Below are 22160 nucleotides of genomic sequence, written 5' to 3'. Positions count from 1 at the left end.
CTAAAATCAGTATATCTATACTTTCCTCACGACAATGCGTGAGCCTTCCGCTTTCACAATTTTTACTTGTTCATCTTTATCGATAAATGCACCTTCTGACACAACATCAATGCGCTCATCTCCGAGTACGATCGTACCAGATGGACGAAGTGCAGTGGCTGTCACTGCGATTTGTCCAACAAGATCCTCTCTTGTTTCATTTGAGACATAACCGCTTTCCTTATTGGTTGAATCGGTTAAAATGAACTTTTTAAAGAATTTCATACGTTTCCCCAACACCTTTGTCAATAAAATAACTGCTATGGTTGAAACAGCAGTGGCAATCAAGATGGAAATCGCCATTTCTGTAAAGCTTCCAGCTGCTAAAAATAAGCTGACAACGACACAGATCAGTCCAATGACACCTACGATTCCCCCTGGCAAAAACAATTCCAGAATGATGAGTGCAATCCCTGCTAAAAACAGGAACAACGTCTCATATCCTGCAAAACCTGCCACGAGATGACCATAAAAGAATAGAAGAAGCGCTGTCACTCCCATGGTGCCCGGGACCCCAAAGCCAGGAGAATAGAGCTCAACAACTAACCCTAAGCTTGCAATGGATAAAAGGATTGGAATGACAATTGGGTGCGTAAGAAAACGCGCAACCTTTTCAGCAAAGCTCACTTCATCGTATTGAACAGAAGCGTCTTGTAATTTCAGCTTCTGAAGCAAGTCATCCATATTTTTTGCTTCCCCTTCTGCATACCCGAATTGAAGCGCACGGTCTGTATTGAAGGTGAGCAATTCTCCTTTTGGTGCACCGGCTTCTTTTGCGTCTATATCTACATCTGCCATGGCAAGAGCATACTTTGGATCACGCCCCTGCTTTTCGGCAGCATCACTCATTTCAGCAAGCCATAGAGATTCAGATTTTTGATCGGCAGCATTGCCTTCTCCATCAATGATCGCAGCAGCCCCCATTTTTCCATTCGGGGTCATATAAATTTGATCGGCATTTAGCGCGATGAAGGCCCCGGCTGAAAGCGCTCTATGATTGACAAACGCTGTCACTGGGATATCGGAAGCACGAATCGTATCTGCGATCTCAAGCGCTGCATCAACTGCACCACCTGGTGTATTGATGTCGAGAATAATATGCTTCGCCCGTTCCGACTTTGCCTGCTCAAACGATCGTTCAATGAATTTAGAAAGTCCTTTTTCTACTGTATCTTCAATTGGGATAACATGAACTTTCTGATCTGCTGATTTCGCGGTCAATTGAACCCCTAATAACAAGCATATTATAAAACAACTGAAGAGAGCAATAGAAATTTTTATTTTTTTCATCTATTTGGTGATCCCTCCTCTCTTTCTTCATTTTACCGTTCCTTTACATACGTTACAAATGTATCATAGGTTTCATTTTTATATGACAGAATCACGAGGGCATAAAAAAAGTATCCTTCTAACAATAGAAGGATACTTTTTATTGAGACAGCTGCTCGCTGACAAGTCTGTTAATGACAGCTCCATCAGCTTTACCTTTTACTTTTGGCATAATAGCGCTCATGACTTTACCCATGTCAGCCTTCGAGGAAGCACCTGTTTCAGCGACCGTTTCTTTCACGATCGTTTGCAGTTCTTCTTCAGAAAGCTGTTCAGGTAAATAAACGTCTAATATGTCAATCTCTTTTTGAACTTTATCTACTAAATCTAAGCGATTAGCTTTCGAAAATTCACGGAGGGAGTCTTTACGTTGCTTAATCTCGCGGGAAAGGACGGTTAGTTCCTCATCGCCGGTCAAACTGTCTTTCTTAAGCTTAATTGCTTCATTTTGCAGCGAAGCCTTTACCATACGAATGACAACAAGCTTGTCTTTCTCACGGTTTTTCATCATAAGCTTCATATCAGAATTTAATTGCTCAAGAAGACTCATAAAATCCACCCTCTTTAGAATTTACGTTTTCTAGCAGCTTCAGACTTTTTCTTACGCTTTACGCTAGGCTTTTCATAAAATTCACGCTTTCTTGCTTCTTGCAATGTTCCAGTTTTGGATACACTGCGTTTAAAGCGACGAAGAGCATCTTCAAGCGATTCGTTTTTTCTAACGACCGTTTTTGACATTCTCTTTCCCTCCCTCCGAATACACCAATCGACTGCATTAAAAAAAGATATACATGCAAAACATGTACCTAGACATTATAATATAAGCCTAGTGTGAGGTCAACTAAGTGATTTGGAAATATATTTTCGTCATGAGCAGGTAGACAAGTCCATATATTCATTGGTAAGAGGAGGACTTTTCTATGATGGCGATCATTTATTTTTGTGCACTTATTTTCATTTTTTTATGGTCAATGGGTTTGCTGAGAAAAGGATTAATGGCGCTTGCGTCGTCTCGTATTGAGAAATCACTTCTTCTCTTTACAGATCACCCGGTCAAAGCATTCTTGGTCAGCATTGTGTTTACAGGGGTTCTACAAAGCAGTTCTGCTTTTATGGTCATCGTCATCGGCTTTGTCAGTACTGGCATTCTCTCTTTTAAAAAATCGATCCCAATGATTCTTGGAACCAATATCGGCTCAACGTTTACGACAGAATTTATCGCCATTAAAATGGACGTATTCATGTGGGTTTTGATCATAGCCGGTCTTGTATGCATTCTTTTTGGCAGGACATCTTTTAGACATGCAGGAAAAAGTTTATTTGGGCTCGGGATGATCTTTTTTTGCATACAAGGCTTTTCAAAAATTGCAGGGATGATGTCAAGCCAGCCTGAGACATTGCGTTTTCTTGAAATGATGCAGCATTCAGACTGGACAGCGCTGCTTTCGGGTACCATTTTCACAGCAATTGTTCATTCGAGCTCAGTCTGTATCGGTATTTTAATGGGATTTATGAATGAAGGAACTGTGGCACTTCAGGAAGGCATCAGCTTTGTGTTGGGGTCCAATATTGGGACATGTATTACGGCTGTGATGGCTGCGATATCCGGCGGCTACGCAGCACGTCAAACGGCTTATGCACACGTCGTGTTTAATGTGCTTGGGGTTCTTTTATGCCTGCCGTTTCTCGCCCTGATCACAGAGGTTGTCGCCCTTCTCGCAAGCTCTCCTGCCCAGCAGATTGCGCATTTCAGCCTGCTGTTTAATGTGGCAAGCTCTCTCCTCTTCTTTCCGTTCATTCGCCCTTTTCACGCATTGATCTTGTGTCTCATGCCGAATCAGTCAAAATAAAAGAAACCGGCTTGCTCTTTTGGCTGCCGGTTTTTTTATCTATTATGAGGTCATTCTCACTTTGTCTGGCTGCACATCATCGCTGATGCGAACGAATTGTCCTTCGTTATAAGGATAGCCCGCTTTCGTAATTTTCACTTTGACCAGACGGCCGATCATGTCCTCTGTCCCTTCAAAAACAACTTTCATGTAGTTATCGGTATAACCAACATAAAGATTGTGGTTTCCTTCTTGTTCTTTGAAGGATTCTTCCGGAATAATCTCTAGCACATCACCTTCGTATGCTGATGCATACTCTTTCGCAAGCTGGTCAGAAAGAGCGATCAAACGGTGGACACGTTCGTTTTTCACATTCTCATCCACTTGATCTTCCATTCTTGCAGCAGGGGTACCTGTACGTTTGCTGTAAGGGAAGACGTGCAGCTCAGAGAATTGATGATCTTTGACAAAATTGTACGTTTCCAAGAACTCTTCTTCTGTTTCCCCAGGGAATCCAACGATTACATCAGAGGTGACAGCAAGTCCCGGCAATGCTTTTTTCAGCTTTGTTAAACGCTCTGCAAAGAATTCCATCGTATATTTACGGCGCATTCTTTTCAGCACAGTATTTGAGCCAGATTGAAGCGGGATGTGTAAGTGTCTGACAATTTTATCTGACTGATCAAGCACTTCAATCACTTCATCAGTAATTTGACTTGCTTCAATAGATGAAATACGGATTCGTTTTAAGCCAATAACACGTTCATCTAATTCTCTCAGAAGCTTTGCAAAGTTATAATCCTTTAAGTCTTCTCCGTATCCGCCTGTGTGAATACCTGTCAGCACAATTTCTTTATAGCCCGCATCAACAAGCTGCTGCGCTTGATTGATGACCTCTTCTGGATCACGAGAACGAAGAAGGCCGCGCGCCCAAGGAATAATGCAGAATGTACAGAAATTGTTACAGCCTTCTTGGATTTTTAATGAAGCGCGCGTTCTGTCTGTGAAGGCAGGAACATCAAGTTCTTCAAACACACGTGCTTTCATGATATTGCCAACCCCGTTGATCGGCTGTCTTTCTCTGCGGTATTCTTCAATATAGCCTAGTAATTTATGTCTGTCCTGTGTTCCAACCACAATATCAACACCAGGAATCGCCATGATTTCTGCTGGTGATGTTTGCGCATAGCAGCCTGTTACACAAATGACACCATCCGGGTTATGACGAATGGCTCTCCTAATGACTTGGCGGCTTTTCTTATCGCCTGTATTCGTGACCGTACATGTATTAATGACATATACGTCTGCTTTTGATTCATACTCTTTTCTTTCATAGCCAGCTTCTTTAAACAGCTGCCAGATCGCCTCTGTCTCATAGTGGTTGACCTTACAGCCAAGTGTATGGAACGCTACTGTTCCCATCATGATTCACCTCTTAATAACTCTGTTTGATAAGATATAGCAGAAAGCGCATATAAAGGAGCAGTTTCTGTTCTTAAAATGCGTGGTCCAAGCCCGCAAATGACTGCACCAAGCGTTTCAAGCTCTTCAATCTCCTTTTCTGCCAAACCGCCTTCAGGGCCAAAAACCACTAGCAAGGTTTGTCCGCCTTTCATCTGTTGAAGCACAGTTTGAAAACGGCTTTGCTCTCCTTCTTTCGATGATTCTTCGTATGCAACGACACATTTATCGAATTCACCAGCTAATTGCGTCAGCTCTTTAAACGTTGATACTGAATAAACACGGGGAATGATATTCCGGTAGGACTGCTCGGCTGCTTCTTTCGCGATTTTCTCCCAGCGCTCTCGTTTTTTATGGGACTTTTTTTGGTCAAGCTTTGTAATAGAACGAGCCGCTTGAAACGGGATAAAAGCACTTGCGCCAAGCTCTGTGCCTTTTTGGATAATGAGCTCAAGCTTATCTCCTTTTGGAAGACCGCTTGCAATCGTCACCCTAATCGGAAGTTCTCTGTCTTGATTTGTCCAGCTTTCAAGGTGACAAATCACTTCTTCCTTTGTTATTGTATCAATTTTACTGAGCGCTTCAAAGCCGTCTGTCGTTAGACAAAGGATTTCCTGTCCTGCTTTCATCCGCATGACATTGGAAAGATGATGTACATCTTCACCTTTTATAACGATGGCTCCCTTTAACGTCACTTCTTCTTTCGTGAGGTCGATAAAATATCGTTGCATACGTGTCCTGACACCTACTCGCTTTATTTTTTCGCTATAATGCTGACCCAATCTTCCATTGACAGCACTTCAACAATGTCAAAACCCGCCTCTTCTAATGCTGTTTTGACCTGTAATTTCTTTTGTCCAATGATGCCTGATGTAATGAAATAGCCATCTTTCTTCAATAGTTCATAGGCTTGATCTGTAAAGCGCAAAATCACTTCTGCCAGAATGTTGGCGACAATTACATCACGCTCACCTGAAATTCCGTCAAGCAAATTGTTTTGTTTGACCGTCACTTGGTCACTTACACCATTTAATTCGATGTTTTGCTTCGCACTTTCTACCGCAACGGTGTCGAGATCAAAGGCTTGAATGTCCTTTGCACCAAGCATCGCTGCTGCCACACTTAAAATTCCAGAGCCTGTTCCAACATCAATCACCGTATCGTTTTCCTTTACGTAGCGCTCAAGCGCCTGAATGCAAAGGACGGTTGTTGGATGCGTACCTGTTCCAAATGCCATTCCAGGGTCCATTTCAATAATCAGTTCATCAGAATGAACTGGTGTATATTCTTCCCACGTGGGAACGATGGTGAATTTTTCAGAGATTTTCACAGGATGATAGTATTTCTTCCATGCGGTGGCCCATTCTTCTTCATTTACTTCACAAATTGACAGTGTATTGCGTCCAAGGTCAATATCGTATAGAAGAAGGTTGTTGATGGCTTCTTTGATCTCATCTACCGTTTCCATCAAAAAGCTGTTCATTGGAAGATAGGCTTTCACAATGACACCTTCATCTGGATAGTCATTCGGATCGAGCTGGTAGATCTCACCGTATACATTTTCACGTTCCTTGACTAAATCAAGCGGGTCCTCAATCACGACACCACTTGCACCTGCTTCATGCAAAATATTGGTGATCGGTTCCACCGCTTCATTTGTTGTATGGACGCTAATTTCTGACCACTTCAATACTACCAACTCCTTATCCGTCTTACTCGCCTTTAAATGCGCGTTTTACCTTATCGAAAAAGCTCATTTCTTGTTCGTCTGGTTTATTTCCGCTCACTTCAGCAAATTTTCTAATGATATCTTTTTGATTGTCTGTTAAATTTGTCGGTGTGACGACACGTACAACGATATGCTGATCGCCTTGGCCGTAGCCGCGTACATTTTTCACACCTTTTCCTTTGAGTCTAAACTTCGTGCCAGTTTGAGTGCCAGCAGGAACTTTTAATTTTACTTTTCCGTGTAATGTCGGCACTTCAATTTCGTCACCTAATGCAGCCTGCGCAAAGGTAAGCGGCATCTCGCAGTAAATGTCATCTCCATCACGTTCGAAGAATTCATGCGCACGCACATGGAATACAACAAATAGATCGCCTGGAGGTCCTCCATTTACGCCTGGTTCACCTTGCCCAGACACTCTGAGCTGCTGGCCATCATCAACACCTGCAGGGATCGTCACGTTAATTTTCTTACGCTTACGCACTTTGCCAGATCCGCCGCATGTTGAACATTTATGATCAATTTGTTTCCCTGTTCCGCTGCAGTAGTTACATACTCTGCGGTTGACCACTTTACCAAACGGAGTAGATTGCTCAACATTTAACTGACCAGAACCGCCGCAATGTGAACAAGTTTTTGCCTGCGTACCAGGCTTTGCACCTGATCCATGACATGTCTCGCAAGATTCTTCACGAGGGATTTCAATCGTTGCTTCTTTTCCAAATGCCGCTTCTTCAAACGAAAGCGTCATTGTATATTGCAGGTCCGCTCCTTGGCGCGGTGCATTTGGATCTCTTCTTCTGGCTCCGCCGCCAAAAATACTAGAGAAGATGTCATCAAAGCCGCCGAAGCCGCCAAAGTCTCCTCCTCCGCCAAAACCGCCGCCGCCAAAGCCTTGGTTTGGATCGGTATGACCGAACTGGTCATAATGCGAACGTTTTTGATCATCAGAAAGGGTTTCATAGGCTTCTTTTACTTCTTTGAATTTCTCATCTGAGCCAGCTTCTTTATTAATATCAGGGTGATACTTTTTTGAAAGCTTGCGGTATGCCTTTTTGATTTCGTCCTTTGAGGCGCTCTTACTTACGCCAAGCACTTCATAGTAATCACGCTTACTCATCTCTTCACACTCCCGATTTTCTCACATAAATACGATTGTATCATTTTGATTTAACCTTTTTCAATTCCTTTCATCGTTGAAAAGAAAAAAAGTCAAAGCCAAGAGATCCTGACTTTGACTTTCTGACGAGTACGTTTCAGCAGTCTTTTTCAAAAGTAAAGGTGATTATTTTTTCTCTTGATCGTCGTTTACTTCTTCGTATTCTGCATCCACTACATTGTCATCTGCTTTTTGAGCACCTTCAGCGCCTTCTTGCTGAGCTTGTGCTTGTTTTGCAGCTTCTTCATAGAGCTTTGTCGTTAATTCTTGAACGATTGTTTGCAGCTCATCTTTTTTCGCTTTGATGTCTTCAAACTCGCCTTTTTCGATCGCAGCTTTTAGCGCATCTTTCGCGTCATTTGCTTTTTTCACTTGCTCTTCATCGATTTTGCCTTCTAGATCTTTTAATGTTTTTTCAGTTGTAAACACTAATTGATCTGCTTCGTTGCGCACTTCGATTTCTTCTTTTTTCTTCGCATCTGCTTCAGCATTTTCTTCTGCTTCTTTGACCATTTTTTCGATCTCATCATCAGAAAGACCTGAAGAAGATTTGATTGTGATGTTTTGCTCTTTGCCTGTACCCATATCTTTCGCACGTACGTTGACAATACCGTTTTTATCGATATCAAAAGATACTTCGATTTGCGGTACGCCGCGTGGTGCCGGCGGGATATCAGTCAATTGGAAGCGGCCTAATGTTTTGTTATCTGCAGCCATTGGGCGCTCACCTTGAAGGACATGGATATCTACAGCTGTTTGATTGTCAGCAGCTGTTGAGAATACTTGTGATTTACTTGTTGGAATTGTTGTATTACGTTCAATCAGCTTCGTGAATACGCCGCCCATTGTTTCAATTCCTAAAGAAAGTGGTGTTACGTCAAGAAGAACAACGTCTTTGACATCTCCTGTGATCACTCCACCTTGGATGGCTGCACCAAGTGCAACTACTTCATCAGGGTTTACACCTTTATGAGGCTCTTTGCCTGTTTCTTTTTTGATTGCTTCTTGTACTGCAGGAATACGAGTTGATCCACCAACAAGGATGACTTTATCAATCTCGCTAGCAGATAAACCAGCATCTTTCAGTGATTGACGTACAGGTGTCATTGTACGCTCTACAAGATCTGCAGAAAGCTCTTCGAATTTAGCACGCGTTAACGTTAATTCAAGGTGAAGAGGTCCTGCTTCTCCAGCTGTGATAAATGGCAGTGAGATTTGTGTAGAAGATACACCAGAAAGATCTTTTTTCGCTTTTTCAGCAGCATCTTTTAAACGCTGAAGCGCCATTTTATCTTTAGAAAGATCAATGCCATTTTCTTTTTTGAATTCAGCCACTAGGTGATCAATGATGACTTGGTCAAAATCGTCTCCACCTAGACGGTTGTCCCCAGCAGTTGAGCGCACTTCAAAGACGCCGTCTCCAAGCTCAAGGATCGATACGTCAAATGTACCGCCGCCAAGGTCGTATACAAGAATCGTTTGATCTTCTTCTGTTTTATCTAAACCATATGCAAGTGCAGCTGCTGTTGGTTCGTTGATGATACGTTCTACTTCAAGACCAGCAATTTTACCAGCATCTTTCGTTGCTTGACGTTCTGCATCGTTGAAGTAAGCAGGAACTGTGATAACAGCTTTTGTTACTTCTTCGCCAAGATAGCTTTCAGCGTAAGATTTAAGATGCTGAAGAATAATCGCAGAGATTTCCTGCGGCGTGTAGTTCTTGCCTTCAACTTCTACTTTATAATCAGTACCCATATGTCTTTTAACAGACATGATCGTGTTCGGGTTTGTAATTGATTGACGTTTTGCTACTTCACCCACTTGGCGCTCTCCGTTTTTAAAAGCGACAACAGATGGTGTTGTACGTGCTCCTTCAGCGTTAGCAATGACTTTTGGCTCGCCGCCTTCAAGTACTGCAACACATGAGTTTGTTGTTCCTAAGTCAATCCCAATGATTTTACTCATATTCGATGACCTCCCATTATGTAGTTATTGATTTACTTTTACCATTGATGGACGAATAACTCGGTCTTTGAGTTTATAGCCCTTTTGCAATTCTTCTACAACGATATTTGAATCGTAGTTTTCATCTTCAACTTGCATGACGGCTTGATGAAGGTTTGGATCGAACTCTTTGCCGACAGCTTCAATTGGTTCAACGCCTTCATTTTTCAACGCTTCTACCAGCTGGCGGTAAACCATTTGCATTCCTTCTAACAAACTTTTCGTCTGCTCATTGTCTGGATCAATTCCAAGCGCTCTTTCAAAGTTATCAAGAGCTGGGAGAAGATCACTGACAACATGTTGAGAACGATATTTTTGCACGGTCTCCACTTCAGTTCGAGCACGGCGTTTATAGTTTTCAAAATCTGCTTGAACACGCAGAATTTTGTTTTCTTTTTCATCTAGAAGCTGCTGCAATTCATCGATTTTTTCTTGGAAGGCAGACTGTTCATCATTTGTTACTTCCTCAGTATCTGCTTGAACTGCTTCTTCTTGTGCTTCAACCTCTGCTTCTTGCTCAGGTGTCTGTTTTTCTTCTGACATTGTGTTCACCTCCCTCAAAAGATTCAAAAATACGAAGGGGCTGTGCCCCTATCTTTTATCACCCTACTCATCATACAAATTGGAAAGTGCGTTTGACAAGTCTTTTGATACATGATGCAAGAGACTGACAACCCTGCCATAATCCATACGGGTTGGACCAATGACGGCAATGGAGCCGAGTGATTTTTGATCAATCGAATAAGTAGCTGTGATTAAACTGCAGTTCTCCATCGCTTCCAAATTGTTTTCTGAACCGATTTTAATGGTGATTCCTTGCTGATTTGGATGAAACAGCTGCATGACATCATTCTTTTGCTCAATAAGCATCATGAGTGAACGGATGCGGTCAATGTCATGAAACTCCGGCTGATTCAACATATTAATCTTCCCGCCAAAGAAAAGTTTTGATTCATTTTGAGTCGATGTAAATGTATTGCCGAGTGCATCTAAAATATGATCATAATCTTTTAAATGCGTACGAAGAAGCATCACAACTTCTTTATACATTCTGTCCTTCAGCTGATCCATCGGGACTCCGGCTAGGCGGCTGTTTAAAATATTCATCAGCTTCTCAATATCGGAGACATCGAGATGCTCAGAGAAGGTAATGGTTTTGTTTTCAACATGTCCGCTGTCTGTAATCATGATCGCCACTGCTTTGTTTGGCTGAACAGGGACAAGCTGAATTTGCTTTAATCGATTTTCACTTAGCTTTGGACCAAGCACAATCGATGTATAGTTTGTGAGATCTGATAAAATTTCCGCCGATTTTTGAACTGTCTTTTCCAGCTCAAAAATTTTCTCCTGAAAGGCCGACTGGATGAGCACAAGCTCTTTAGACGACAGTTTTCGCGGAGAGAGCAAATGATCTACATAATAACGATATCCTTTTTCGGAAGGAATTCTTCCTGATGAAGAATGGGTCTTTTCAATAAAACCAAGTTCCTCCAAATCAGCCATTTCGTTTCTAATCGTCGCAGAGCTGAATGTAATGTCTTCTTTTTTAGAAAGAGTCCTTGATCCAACTGGCTGCGCCGAACGAATAAAGTCATTAATGATGACTTGCAGAATCAAAAGCTGACGATTTGTTAACATCATCATCACCCCTGTTAGCACTCTCTTTCAACGAGTGCTAATTGTATAAACAAAATTACCAAACTCAAATTAAAATGTCAATTATAACTCACCGAGAAACGCTTGAAATACTTCATTGCCTAACAATTTTCCTTTTCTTGTTAAACGTATCCCCTTGTCATCTTTTACAATGAGGCCTTTTTCTTCTAAATCTTCAAGAACAGTGGAAAAAAGTGCTTCTGGTGCAGCACCATATTTTGCTTGGAAATCAGCGCTTTTTATCCCTTCGATTTTTCGAAGACCTAAAAACATTTCTTCTTCTATTTGCTCTGCTTTTGTGACCTGATGTGTTTCCTTATACGGGAAACCTGTTTGGTCAATCAGCTCCAAATAATGTTTCACCGGCCCTGCGTTCACATTTCGGATGCCATCTACATACCCGTGTGCGCCTGCACCAAAACCGAAGTAATCTTCATTGCTCCAATAGGTCAGGTTATGCTGGCTTTCAAAGCCAGGTTTGGCGTAGTTGCTAATTTCGTACTGCTTTAATCCATGGCGCTCCATTTCATCCATCACAAGCTCATACATTTCAGCCTCACGTTCTTGCGGCGGTAAATGAAGTTTTCCTTTTTGCATTAAGTTATAAAAAACGGTTTTCGGCTCGACGATGAGTGAGTAAACCGAATAATGCTCTGCCCCCAGCGAGAAAGCCGTCTCAAGTGAATTCATCACATGATGCTTTTCTTGATGCGGCAAGCCAAACATGAGATCGAGGCTAATATTGTCAAATCCAATCGCTCTAGCTCGCTCAAAGGATGTAAGGACATCCTTCTTTTGATGAACTCGTCCAATTTTCTTGAGTAAATCGTCTTCAAAAGTTTGAACGCCAAAGCTCAGCCGATTCACGCCGGCTGCTTTAAGCACATGCAGTTTCTCAAGCGATAATTCATCTGGGTTTGCTTCTACTGCAAATTCAATCAGATTTTTTGTCGGCTTTAATACGCTGTGAATGCTGTTCATGAGCTTGTCTAGCTGACTGACAGTCAGTGATGTCGGAGTTCCCCCGCCAATAAAAATTGTCTTTAGTTCCTGCTCGCCTTTTTGCTCGATCGTGTGCTGCATCTCTTTCTCAAGAGCCGCTAAGTATTCGTCGACTGGCTGCGTTTTGATGAAAAATTTATTGAAATCACAATAGTGGCAAATATGCTCACAAAATGGAATGTGAATGTATGCTGCTTTCATTAGATGACACCTTCTTTACAGGTAAAGAGCCGCAGTTTATCGCTGCGGCGTCTTTGTTTGTTATCGACTATAAACGTCAAGGCAGACATTGTAAAGCAGGTAGCCTTGAGGATGTTATTTTTTTGGTGTGCTGTCGTCCATCTTCAGCACAGCCATAAATGCTTCTTGCGGGACTTCAACAGAGCCCACTTGCTTCATGCGCTTTTTCCCTTCTTTTTGCTTCTCAAGAAGCTTTCTTTTCCGGGAAATGTCTCCACCATAACATTTAGCAAGTACGTTTTTACGCATCGCTTTAATGGTGGAACGAGCAACGATTTTTTGACCGATTGCTGCTTGAACCGGTACTTCAAAGTGCTGGCGTGGAATCAATTCTTTTAACTTTTCTACGATGATCTTGCCTCGTTCATATGCATAATCGCGGTGAACAATAAAGGAAAGGGCATCGATTTTTTCGCCATTCAGCATGATATCCATCTTCACCAGCGTCGAAGGACGATAGCCAATCAGCTCATAATCAAAGGACGCATAGCCTTTTGTGTTGGACTTTAGCTGATCAAAGAATTCGTATACGATCTCTGCCAAAGGAATTTCGTACACAATGCTCACGCGGTTCGCATCAAGATACTGCATATCAATGAAATTCCCGCGCTTTCCTTGGCAAAGCTCCATCACAGAGCCTACATAATCATTCGGCACCATCATTGTTGCTTTTACATACGGTTCTTCAATTCGCTCAATCTTTTGCGGATCAGGCAGATTGGACGGGTTATCTACGACAATTTTTTCTCCATCTGTCATATATACATCATAAATAACACTTGGCGCTGTCGTAATCAGATCAATTTTAAATTCACGTTCAATCCGTTCCTGGATGATTTCCATATGAAGCATTCCAAGGAAGCCGCAGCGGAAACCGAAGCCAAGTGCTTGGGATGTCTCTGCCTCATATTGAAGTGAAGAATCATTTAATTCAAGCTTTTCTAACGCTTCACGTAAGTCATTGTATTTCGCTGTATCAATTGGATAAAGTCCGCAGTATACCATTGGGTTTAGCTTTCTGTATCCTGGAAGTGCTTCTTTCGCAGGGTTTTCCGCGCTTGTGATCGTATCCCCTACACGTGTATCACCGACATTTTTAATCGCAGCGGTTAAGTAGCCAACATCTCCAACGGTGAGTTCGTCTGTTGGCATGGCTTTTGGTGTGAAAACGCCAACTTCAAGTACTTCAAATTCTTTCCCCGTCGCCATCATTTTAATTTTCTGACCAGGTCTGACGGTTCCTTCGACAATTCGTATGTACGCAATAACGCCGCGATACGCATCGTAAAGAGAATCAAAAATAAGGGCTTGAAGTGGTGCTTCTGGATCTCCAGCGGGAGCCGGCACCTTTTCAACGATTTGTTCTAAAATATCCTCGATTCCAATACCCGCCTTAGCAGAGGTGAGAACAGCTTCAGACGCATCCAACCCGATGACATCTTCAATTTCTTCTCTTACACGCTCAGGCTCTGCACTTGGCAGATCGATTTTGTTGATAATCGGAAGAATTTCTAAGTTGTTATCAAGAGCTAAATAAACGTTCGCAAGTGTCTGTGCTTCAATTCCTTGTGCTGCATCTACTACGAGAATCGCACCCTCACAGGCAGCTAGGCTTCGAGATACCTCATAGGTGAAGTCGACATGCCCTGGTGTATCAATCAGGTGCATGATATATTCTTCTCCATCCTTCGCCTTATACTTCAGCTGGACAGAGTTTAATTTAATCGTTATGCCGCGTTCACGCTCTAAATCCATGGAATCAAGCAATTGTTCTTTCATTTCTCGCTGCGTAATCGCCGCTGTTTTTTCCAAAATACGGTCCGCCAATGTGGATTTCCCATGGTCAATATGGGCGATAATGGAGAAATTTCGAATTCTTGATTGCCGCTCTAATCGTTTTTCTTTATCTGTCACAATCTATCACTCCTACTATAAAACGCGGGTTGCGCTAGGTTAGATTATATCAATAGGGCTGTAAAGATTCAATCGAAATCAAGAAAAGCCGCTTATTGGTCAGCGGCTTTGATCAAAAGGGTGATATCTCATGAAATTCGTTTATTTCCCATTCACCCAATCATAAAGAGAACGGGCTGCATGTGTCATGCCATCAGACAGGGCTTTTCCTGCCTTGGAAAAGGCATTAAAGCCCTCTATTTCCTCCAGCTGTTTTTGTTTTTCGGCAAGATCCTTTTCTGTAACAGCCGTTCCTAAGATAGAAGCTTCCTTCTCTTCATTGTCGTTCATTTGAATGGAGAAAGCTCCTTTTAATTGCGGATCATGGTAGCCCTTCATTTGCAGCATGCCATTATTCGCTTGCTGCATTCCTAAAAAGACACCAAACAGCAAGACCAATCCTAAAATAATGGTTTTTCCAATAAATGAGCCCATATCCGTCACCACCTTAAGAGCGTTTTTTCTCATCCTTTGCTTTGCCGTCAACCTTTTCCGCGTCCCAGAAAATGTCGCTGAATACATCAGCTGCCGCATTGGATGCATTTCTCAATTCTTCCATATTATTATCTACTCCACCAAATTCTAAAAGAAGGGCTTTGTCGGATAAATCTTGATTATAGATTCCATTATCGCCAATTTCTCCTTTGGCAAACACACCGACACTAAGACCTTTATATTTTTTCTCCATCAAATGGTGGAACTCTGTCGCAAGCTTTAAGTTTTTCTCATAGCTTTGATTCTTCTTCCCAACAACAAACGCAATTCTCGCATATTTTTTCCCTTTGATTTCGACAGTCGTATCTTTCTTTCTTCTTGAGTCCCGGTGAATATCAATTAAATAATCGAGGTCATCATTTTTCGCTAAGGCTTCTTTCACGACCAATCTTGATTCATTATAAGACTGCGGATACTTTAATCCTTTTTTCACCAGTCTTTTTTCAATTTCCGTTTTGTCGACTGTATTGCCGATTCCTTGCTGATCAAGCGCCTTTCCAAACATGTCGCCGACAAGGGTGACATTCACTTTTGAGTGCCGTGCATTATTTGGATTCGTTTCTCCTTTTAAAAATGGTAAATATGATTCCGTATTATGTGTGTGGTAAATGTACACAGCTTTTCGTTTTCCTGTTGACCGGTCAGGTTCTTTGGCAGGCTTTTTCGGCGTATCATCATCGAGCTTGTCCAGCTCAGCCAGATTTGCTTCTTTTTCATCTTGGATTACTTCACTAGGCGGCGGCGATTCCATTGGCATATTGGTATAGTCTGTTCCTTCACCCGCTAAGATGATTTTTGTATCAAAATGTTCAAAGCCTGGGAGTTCTCTTCCTAGGAAACTGCGCGGGTCTTCTAAATTAATACTGGTTGCAAGCTTCAGTGACAGCCCAGAGAAATGAAATCCTTTTTGAGCTTCTGGAACTGCTGAGGCGAAATATTGGTTTTCCATGCCCATTAATGTGGCAAAAAATGCGCCAGAGAGCTCATCTGCTACACCATATAACGAGGCTTGCGGCCTCAGCTCGGGTTTTAAAGAGGTCAAAGCCCCTGATATCACAAACACCACAACAAGAGAGGCAATAAATAAGAAGATACTTTTTACTACTTTCGTTCCATTAATCGCAACGACCAACTGTCGAGGACGGCGGGGTCTTTTTTTCATGATTTACTCCCTCCAGCACGCTTTCTAGTAATTACACTATGAGCGAGCTAGAGAAAGTAGAACCGATTAATGATTATATGAACCCATGTTATCTTGAGTGATTTTTTGATGAAGCGCTGTGTTTAATCCGTTGGCAAGTACGTTTGCCATATCATCAATGAATGTATCGACTTCCTTAGGCGTGACCATTAAATTTTGCCCCAGGGGCGCAAGCACTTCGTGGATCAGCTGCCTTTTTTCTTCTTCAGGAAGGGTTCCTACGATGCCTAAGAATGATTGACGCGTTTCTTCATCTGGCAAGTCCTCTTCTTTAAGCACTTTTTTCTTCCCGAATGTCAAACCAGCTGGCACAAGAGAGCGGGATGGTCTATCATCTTTTAGTTCTCTACCAAAATGCTTTAAGACATAATCAATTGTGTCACTTGCAATGGTTACTGCATCCACCACTGTCGGAACGCCAATCGCAATCACTGGAATTCCCAATGTTTCTTCGCTTAATTCTTTTCGCTTATTCCCTACACCAGAACCGGGATGGATACCTGTATCAGAAATTTGAATGGTTGTATTCACTCGTTCCACCGCACGAGCAGCAAGGGCATCGACCGCGATGACAAAATCAGGCTTAGACCGCTCAATCACACCTTGGATAATGTCACTTGTTTCAATACCGGTCAGTCCCATCACACCAGGTGACAAAGAAGAAACTGGGCGATAGCCTTCCTGAACATTTTCCGGCTGTAATTCAAAGAGATGGCGGGTCACAAGCAGGTTTTCAACTGTGAGAGGCCCTAGTGCATCTGGCGTGACATTCCAGTTTCCCAGCCCTACTACAAGGCAGCTCGCATCAGCCTGAATGCCTCGGTCTTTTAAAAACTGAGCAAAATGATGGGCAAAGACTTCGACGACTTTTTCTTGCATCTCAGAGTCTTTCTCTCGAATACCTTGCGCCTCAAACGTCAAGTATGTCCCTGCCTTTTTGCCGGTCAGCGCCTCCCCTTCTTTCGTGATTTCTACAGTGCGTATGCGGATGCCCTGCTCATCTTTTTCCTTTTCGACAATCCCTTGGATCCCGTCCTTTTTGACGACATTCGGATTGTTCTCTTGTTCTAGTATCTCTTTTGTTTCAACAGCGAGGTCTGTCCGGATTTGATAAACGCTTAAATCAAGTTTCTGTTTCTCCATAAAAAGACTCCTTCCACCAAGTAATAAACAGTAGTCTTTCCATCTCTTGAAAGAAACATTCGAGCACGTCATCAATGAAAAATACTTTACATTTATATTGCATTCTAAAGGTGTGTTTGATAGAATACAATTTGTTCTATTGTGAAGATTTAACCTTAAGACAATTGTGTTTAGGTTGTATCTTAGGAGGTGAAACACATGCCAAATATTAAATCAGCGATCAAACGTACAAAAACGAATAACGAACGCCGTGCACATAACGTAACAATCAAGTCTGCGATGCGTACTGCGATTAAACAAGTTGAAGTTTCTGTAGCTAACAACGATGCTGAGCAAGCAAAAGCTGCTCTTGCTTCTGCTGCAAAACGCATTGACAAAGCCGTTAAAACTGGTCTTGTACACAAAAACGCAGCTGCGCGTTACAAATCAAGACTTGCTAAACAAGTAAACGGACTTTCTGCATAATGCTTGCAACGCCTCAGTGATGAGGCACCTGTTTAACTGTACGTCCGTCCTGACCGGCCGAGCCTTAAGGACAGACTGGCAATTATACATCTAAACAAAAACGACCCTCTTTTTAGAAGGTCGTTTTTTTATGTTCAAGCGCCTAACAAACGAAGCAGGAACAATTCTAACAGCAGCTGCTTGTCCTTTTTACCGGTTTTCATTTCATAATCAATCGTTGAAAGCTCTTTGACGATCTGCTTGAGCTCTTCTTCTGAAAACAGTCTTGCCTGATCCATCGCAAGTTTGACCCGAAACGGATGGACTTTTAGATTTGAAGCAATTTGTTTTTGTCCATATCCTTGCTGAGCGAAGTACTTCGTCTGCAAAATCAATCGAAATTGAGTTGAAATGAGTGCTAATATTTTAATGGGTTCCTCATTTTGCTTCAGCAGGTCATAAAACATCTGCATGGCCTCAGAGCGGCGTCTGTTTACGATTTGATTAATCAGCTCGAAAATATTTTGCTCTAAGCTTCTTGCAACGAGCTGATTGACATCTGCTAACTCAATTTCTTCCCGCTCTCCAATATATGTACTTAGCTTTCGAACCTCTTGGAATAGAGAGGAGAGACTTCCGCCGCATAGCATCACAAGCTGCTCAGCCGCTTCGGATGTAATCGTCTTTCCTTCTGTCTTCACCAGTGTGATGGTGAAATCAGTTGTTTCTTTTGGGTTTAACTCTTTCGCCTCAACGACAGCAGCTTTCTTTTTTAGCAATTTGGTGATTTTCTTACGCTCATCCAGCTTTTCATATGGTGCCAATAACACGAGAATGGTATAGGGCGCTGGTTTTTCTAAATAAGCTTCTAACACAGAAAGCTCATGCTCAATCTTTTCCTTTTTCTTTTCAGCTGTAAGAAAATAAGGATTCTTGATCACGACGAGACGGCGTTCTCCCATAAACGGAAATGTTTCTGCATCCGTCACAGCCTGTTCAAGCGGCACTTCTTCCATATCGAAGACGGAGTAATTAAAATCCTTCGTTTCTTCCTCTACTACAGCTTGTCTCAATTTAGCAGCGGTTTCTTGCAGTAAATATGTTTCTTTCCCATATAAGCAATAAACGGGATGGATATCCCCTCGTTTTAAATTGTTCCATACATCAAAGACCATCAATTGAATCCCTCTCTTTCACTTCCTCCTCTATCCTAAAGTGTGTGAAGACATTAGTAAAGAGGAAGCTGAAAGTGCCGCCTCCTCATTTATAGTAAACGTCCGGCGCAAGCTCCCGGGTCAGCCTGCTGTCAGACGATATTCATAAAATGATCATAAAATGGAAAACGGTTACTTTACCTTCTAGCAATTCCAAATGAGTTCAAGTATACTAAAATTAGCCAGGAGGGATGAAAATGAATGAATTTGAAAAAAATGTTCAAAGCAAGCGGAATGATGTGACCGACTCAGCCGTTGGTTTTATCGTCACATTCGGATTTTTCGCCTCAATGTTTATTTTGGCAACCATTATACACCTCGTTGGATCTTAACTTCATGAAGGTTACATGACTGCCGTTTTGGCAGTTTTTTTATTGAGTTTGTAAGATATCATATGGAGGGTGTGTGTAAAACGTTCCTTCCTCATCGAGAAATTCATACGTCACGCTCCCGTCGGTATCTGTACGATACACCTTCATTTGCTGGTCCTTTAATTTTTTCAAAACTTCCTGATGTGGATGCTGATAACGATTACGTTCACCTGCTGAAATGAGTGCATGTGAGGGCTTGAGATGCTGAAGCCATTCTTCGCTTGTTGACCCTTTACTCCCGTGATGTCCAACCTTTAAGATATCTGCCCGCAGATGAGGAAAGGCTTCTATCATGTCTCGTTCCCCTTCTTGTTCAAGATCTCCAGTGAGCAGAAACCGCTTCCCGCCTAGAGTAAATGTCAAAACGAGTGAATCATTATTCTTAGTTGTAACCCGATCACGCGATGGATGAAGGACCTGAAATATTTGTTCTCCAATCTGAAGCTGATCTCCTCTCTCTAATTCATCAATCATGATCCCTTGATCAGCTGCTTCTTTTAACAGCTCCGCATCCTCTGGACTCCGTGCAAAGCCTTTTGGGATAGCCAGCCGCTTTACTTTATTTCGTTTGATTAAACGAGCTGCTTCTCCCATATGGTCTTGATCCGCATGTGTAAGAATAAGAACATCAAGTTTTGCTATTCCTTTAGAATGCAGAAACGGGATCAGTGTTTGATCACCGATCGTAGACACCTTACGTCTTTTTTTCCACGGTTCTTCTTCAAAAGAAAGTCTGCCTCCTGTATCCACAAGCAGGTGCCCCTTTCGATAGGGAAGCTGAATAAACAAACTATCCCCCTGTCCTACATCCAGCATCGTCACTTCCCCTTTTTCGAAAAAATTCGGGGTGAAATAGTGTGCACTCAAGACACCAATAAGAAAAAGGATCGGCAGTGCATAGGATTTCACAGAAGTTTTGCTCTCCATCACAAATAACAGAACAATTAAGGCGCTCACCTCAAGCAGAATATGCCACCAAGCAGACTTCATAAAAATCAAGTTGAATTCATCAAAAACAGCCATATTGGCTGACAATTGATGACTAAGCTGAATCACCGAATCAAGCAGCTGAAACAATGTTTGTCCAAGCGGAAGATAAATGATAGTGAGAATAAAAAAGAGTAAGGACAGCGGCATAACGACCGTCGTATATAAAGGAACAAATATCATGTTCAAAGGTACGCTCAGTAAAGAGAATTGATGAAAATGATATAAAAGAACAGGAAGTGAAGCAAGCTGTGCAATAAAGGAAATCAGGAATAATTGCATGACTGAACTTTTTGCTTTTGATAAAATCCTAGTCGATAACAAAATAAAAAACGTGACCGCGAATGAAAGCTGAAATCCGATATCAAATAAATAAAGAGGATGAACCGCTAATAAGAGTAAAAACGTTGCACTTAATACCACAGCAGAAGGCTGTTTCATTTCTTTTGGCAGACTAGTCATCACTAAATAAATTCCTGCCATGAGGCAAGCTCTTAAAACAGATGGTGCAGCACCTGTCAAACAAACATAAATAGGAAGAAAGCATAATAGAAGAATACGTGCTGTCTCTCTTGTCACGCCTGCACGAAGGAGACACCAAAATAAACATGCAAGAAGCGTTTGCACATGCAATCCTGAGATCGCTAGTAAATGAATAATGCCGAGCATTTGATAATCTCTTAATGTGTCAGGTTCTATCAACTCACGATCGCCAAAAATTAGTGCCTGTACAATGCCAACAGAGTGTTTAGGCACATGATCTTCTAAAAATTTCAAACCCTTTTGCCTTATCACTTGAAGAAAATAGGAAGACCCGTCTTTTTTTGTACAGTTTTTGATCGACTGTGGCAGAAAAATGGCGTCAATGCCTTTTGATTTTAAAAATTGATCGTATTGAAACCCGTTAGGAATGGTTGCGTGCTTTGCTGGACGAACATCACCTGTCATGTGACAGCTCATACCAGGTTCTACCTCTTTTAATGCCTCTTTTTCATGCTCTGTTTGAATTGTATAAAAAGTGGCTAGTTGTTCATGGTCTGTTGAAACAGTCGCTGAAAAACGATTGCCATCTGTTTTCGGAATACTTTCAATCACAACGGAACCAGATAGGAATTTTTCTAGTACGGGTTGATCCGTTTCAAGAGACTCATGAATCATAAAAATGAGTATATAGACAGCCCCGCATAGGCTGACCATTAAAAAGAGCTGAGGCATTTTTTTCAGTAGGCTGAGAAGTAATATGATGAGAAGAAAGAGAAGGAAATACATATGAAGATGATATGCAGCCAGAGCAATTCCAACAGCTGCTGAAATTGCCCCAAACGGCAAATATTTAAACATAGGAAGTAAATAATTGATTCGCCTTCTCATGCATATCGCGAATTTCTGTTTCGCTAAGTCCTGATTCACTCAGCTTCCCAATTAAATCTGCAACAAAGGCCAATTTTTCTTGATTTTTTAAGTCGATGATCATTTCATCTAATTCAACTTGCTCTGTTTGAACACCCGCCTGCTCGAATAAATCAATCGCATATGGATGATTTTTATAATCCTTTGCATAGTACACTGTTCGTATGCCCGCTTGAATGATGGCTTTACAGCACTGTAAACAAGGAAAATGTGTGACATATATTTCAGCATCAGCTGTAGGTGCACCAAATTTGGCACATTGTAAAATAGCATTCATTTCCGCATGGATGGTGCGAACACAGTGATGATCAATGACATAGCACCCTACATCCGCACAATGAACATCACCGGCAATGGAGCCATTATACCCCCCTGCAATGATGCGCTTGTCCCTTACGATGGTCGCCCCAACAGCTAACCGCTCACAGGTGCTTCGTAAAGCAAGCAAATGGCTTTGTGCCATAAAATATTGATTCCATGAAATTCTTTCCACGAGC

21 protein-coding genes are annotated in these 22160 nt (G+C 41.9%); 3 read left to right on the top strand and 18 right to left on the bottom strand.

Annotation, left to right across the window (positions count from 1 at the left end):
* Positions 1-15: 15 nt before the first annotated feature.
* The 3 genes from BA81_RS02190 to rpsU all read right to left on the bottom strand — a co-directional run bounded on the left by BA81_RS02190 (position 16) and on the right by rpsU (position 2106).
* Positions 16-1329, bottom strand: coding sequence for an NfeD family protein (locus BA81_RS02190; protein ID WP_034280117.1), 1314 nt, complete (start codon positions 1327-1329; stop codon positions 16-18).
* Positions 1330-1468: 139 nt separating this feature from the next.
* Positions 1469-1918, bottom strand: a complete 450-nt coding sequence (locus BA81_RS02185) for a GatB/YqeY domain-containing protein (protein WP_034280115.1) — start codon at positions 1916-1918, stop codon at positions 1469-1471.
* 14 nt (positions 1919-1932) lie between these two features.
* The gene (rpsU, locus tag BA81_RS02180; protein WP_003152957.1) at positions 1933-2106 is read right to left on the bottom strand and encodes a 30S ribosomal protein S21; all 174 of its coding nucleotides are present in this window, start codon (positions 2104-2106) and stop codon (positions 1933-1935) included.
* A gap of 182 nt (positions 2107-2288) precedes the next feature.
* Here rpsU and BA81_RS02175 point away from each other — a divergent pair, with 182 nt between their 5' ends.
* A complete protein-coding gene (locus tag BA81_RS02175) occupies positions 2289-3218 on the top strand; it encodes a Na/Pi symporter (protein WP_034280113.1) in 930 nt (309 codons plus the stop codon).
* Between the two features lie 42 nt (positions 3219-3260).
* Here BA81_RS02175 and mtaB read toward each other — a convergent pair whose 3' ends face one another.
* The 12 genes from mtaB to gpr all read right to left on the bottom strand — a co-directional run bounded on the left by mtaB (position 3261) and on the right by gpr (position 17237).
* Positions 3261-4619, bottom strand: coding sequence for a tRNA (N(6)-L-threonylcarbamoyladenosine(37)-C(2))-methylthiotransferase MtaB (gene mtaB / locus BA81_RS02170; protein ID WP_024423030.1), 1359 nt, complete (start codon positions 4617-4619; stop codon positions 3261-3263).
* The gene (locus BA81_RS02165; protein ID WP_024427953.1) at positions 4619-5389 is read right to left on the bottom strand and encodes a 16S rRNA (uracil(1498)-N(3))-methyltransferase; all 771 of its coding nucleotides are present in this window, start codon (positions 5387-5389) and stop codon (positions 4619-4621) included. The genes mtaB and BA81_RS02165 overlap by 1 nt, the downstream gene beginning before the upstream one ends.
* A gap of 23 nt (positions 5390-5412) precedes the next feature.
* Positions 5413-6348 carry a 50S ribosomal protein L11 methyltransferase gene (gene prmA / locus BA81_RS02160; protein ID WP_034280111.1) on the bottom strand — a complete coding sequence of 312 codons (936 nt, stop codon included), beginning with the start codon at positions 6346-6348 and terminating at the stop codon, positions 5413-5415.
* Positions 6349-6370: 22 nt separating this feature from the next.
* Positions 6371-7504 carry a molecular chaperone DnaJ gene (gene dnaJ, locus BA81_RS02155; RefSeq protein ID WP_024427952.1) on the bottom strand — a complete coding sequence of 378 codons (1134 nt, stop codon included), beginning with the start codon at positions 7502-7504 and terminating at the stop codon, positions 6371-6373.
* A 165-nt stretch (positions 7505-7669) separates the two neighbouring features.
* The gene (gene dnaK, locus BA81_RS02150; protein ID WP_034280107.1) at positions 7670-9508 is read right to left on the bottom strand and encodes a molecular chaperone DnaK; all 1839 of its coding nucleotides are present in this window, start codon (positions 9506-9508) and stop codon (positions 7670-7672) included.
* 24 nt (positions 9509-9532) lie between these two features.
* Positions 9533-10090, bottom strand: coding sequence for a nucleotide exchange factor GrpE (gene grpE, locus BA81_RS02145; RefSeq protein ID WP_024423035.1), 558 nt, complete (start codon positions 10088-10090; stop codon positions 9533-9535).
* 63 nt (positions 10091-10153) lie between these two features.
* A complete protein-coding gene (hrcA, locus tag BA81_RS02140; RefSeq protein WP_003217350.1) occupies positions 10154-11185 on the bottom strand; it encodes a heat-inducible transcriptional repressor HrcA in 1032 nt (343 codons plus the stop codon).
* A gap of 81 nt (positions 11186-11266) precedes the next feature.
* On the bottom strand, positions 11267-12406 hold the full coding sequence (gene hemW, locus BA81_RS02135; protein ID WP_034280104.1) for a radical SAM family heme chaperone HemW: 1140 nt from the start codon (positions 12404-12406) through the stop codon (positions 11267-11269).
* 114 nt (positions 12407-12520) lie between these two features.
* On the bottom strand, positions 12521-14359 hold the full coding sequence (gene lepA, locus BA81_RS02130; RefSeq protein ID WP_024423038.1) for a translation elongation factor 4: 1839 nt from the start codon (positions 14357-14359) through the stop codon (positions 12521-12523).
* Positions 14360-14500: 141 nt separating this feature from the next.
* Positions 14501-14833: a YqxA family protein gene (locus BA81_RS02125; RefSeq protein WP_024423039.1), complete on the bottom strand. Its 333-nt coding sequence runs from the start codon at positions 14831-14833 to the stop codon at positions 14501-14503.
* 13 nt (positions 14834-14846) lie between these two features.
* Positions 14847-16055, bottom strand: a complete 1209-nt coding sequence (locus BA81_RS02120) for a stage II sporulation protein P (protein WP_034280101.1) — start codon at positions 16053-16055, stop codon at positions 14847-14849.
* A gap of 66 nt (positions 16056-16121) precedes the next feature.
* A complete protein-coding gene (gpr, locus tag BA81_RS02115; protein ID WP_034280098.1) occupies positions 16122-17237 on the bottom strand; it encodes a GPR endopeptidase in 1116 nt (371 codons plus the stop codon).
* 198 nt (positions 17238-17435) lie between these two features.
* Between gpr and rpsT the strand changes: the two genes are divergently transcribed.
* Positions 17436-17702 carry a 30S ribosomal protein S20 gene (gene rpsT, locus BA81_RS02110; protein WP_024423042.1) on the top strand — a complete coding sequence of 89 codons (267 nt, stop codon included), beginning with the start codon at positions 17436-17438 and terminating at the stop codon, positions 17700-17702.
* A gap of 134 nt (positions 17703-17836) precedes the next feature.
* Here the strand turns inward: rpsT and holA are convergent, their stop codons facing one another.
* The gene (gene holA, locus BA81_RS02105) at positions 17837-18856 is read right to left on the bottom strand and encodes a DNA polymerase III subunit delta (protein WP_034280095.1); all 1020 of its coding nucleotides are present in this window, start codon (positions 18854-18856) and stop codon (positions 17837-17839) included.
* Between the two features lie 236 nt (positions 18857-19092).
* Here holA and BA81_RS19065 point away from each other — a divergent pair, with 236 nt between their 5' ends.
* On the top strand, positions 19093-19227 hold the full coding sequence (locus BA81_RS19065; protein WP_012010638.1) for a YqzM family protein: 135 nt from the start codon (positions 19093-19095) through the stop codon (positions 19225-19227).
* A 39-nt stretch (positions 19228-19266) separates the two neighbouring features.
* Here BA81_RS19065 and BA81_RS02095 read toward each other — a convergent pair whose 3' ends face one another.
* Together BA81_RS02095 and BA81_RS02090 are read right to left on the bottom strand one after the other, a co-directional pair.
* Positions 19267-21594: a DNA internalization-related competence protein ComEC/Rec2 gene (locus tag BA81_RS02095; RefSeq protein ID WP_034280093.1), complete on the bottom strand. Its 2328-nt coding sequence runs from the start codon at positions 21592-21594 to the stop codon at positions 19267-19269.
* Positions 21587-22156, bottom strand: coding sequence for a ComE operon protein 2 (locus tag BA81_RS02090; protein WP_024423045.1), 570 nt, complete (start codon positions 22154-22156; stop codon positions 21587-21589). Before BA81_RS02090 ends, BA81_RS02095 begins: the two co-directional genes overlap by 8 nt.
* Between the last annotated feature and the right edge of the window lie 4 nt (positions 22157-22160).

It is taken from the genome of Bacillus safensis FO-36b (assembly GCF_000691165.1).
Taxonomy (GTDB): domain Bacteria; phylum Bacillota; class Bacilli; order Bacillales; family Bacillaceae; genus Bacillus; species Bacillus safensis.
Note: the sequence above shows the minus strand (reverse complement) of the source record. Positions and strands in the feature narration are given on the sequence as shown.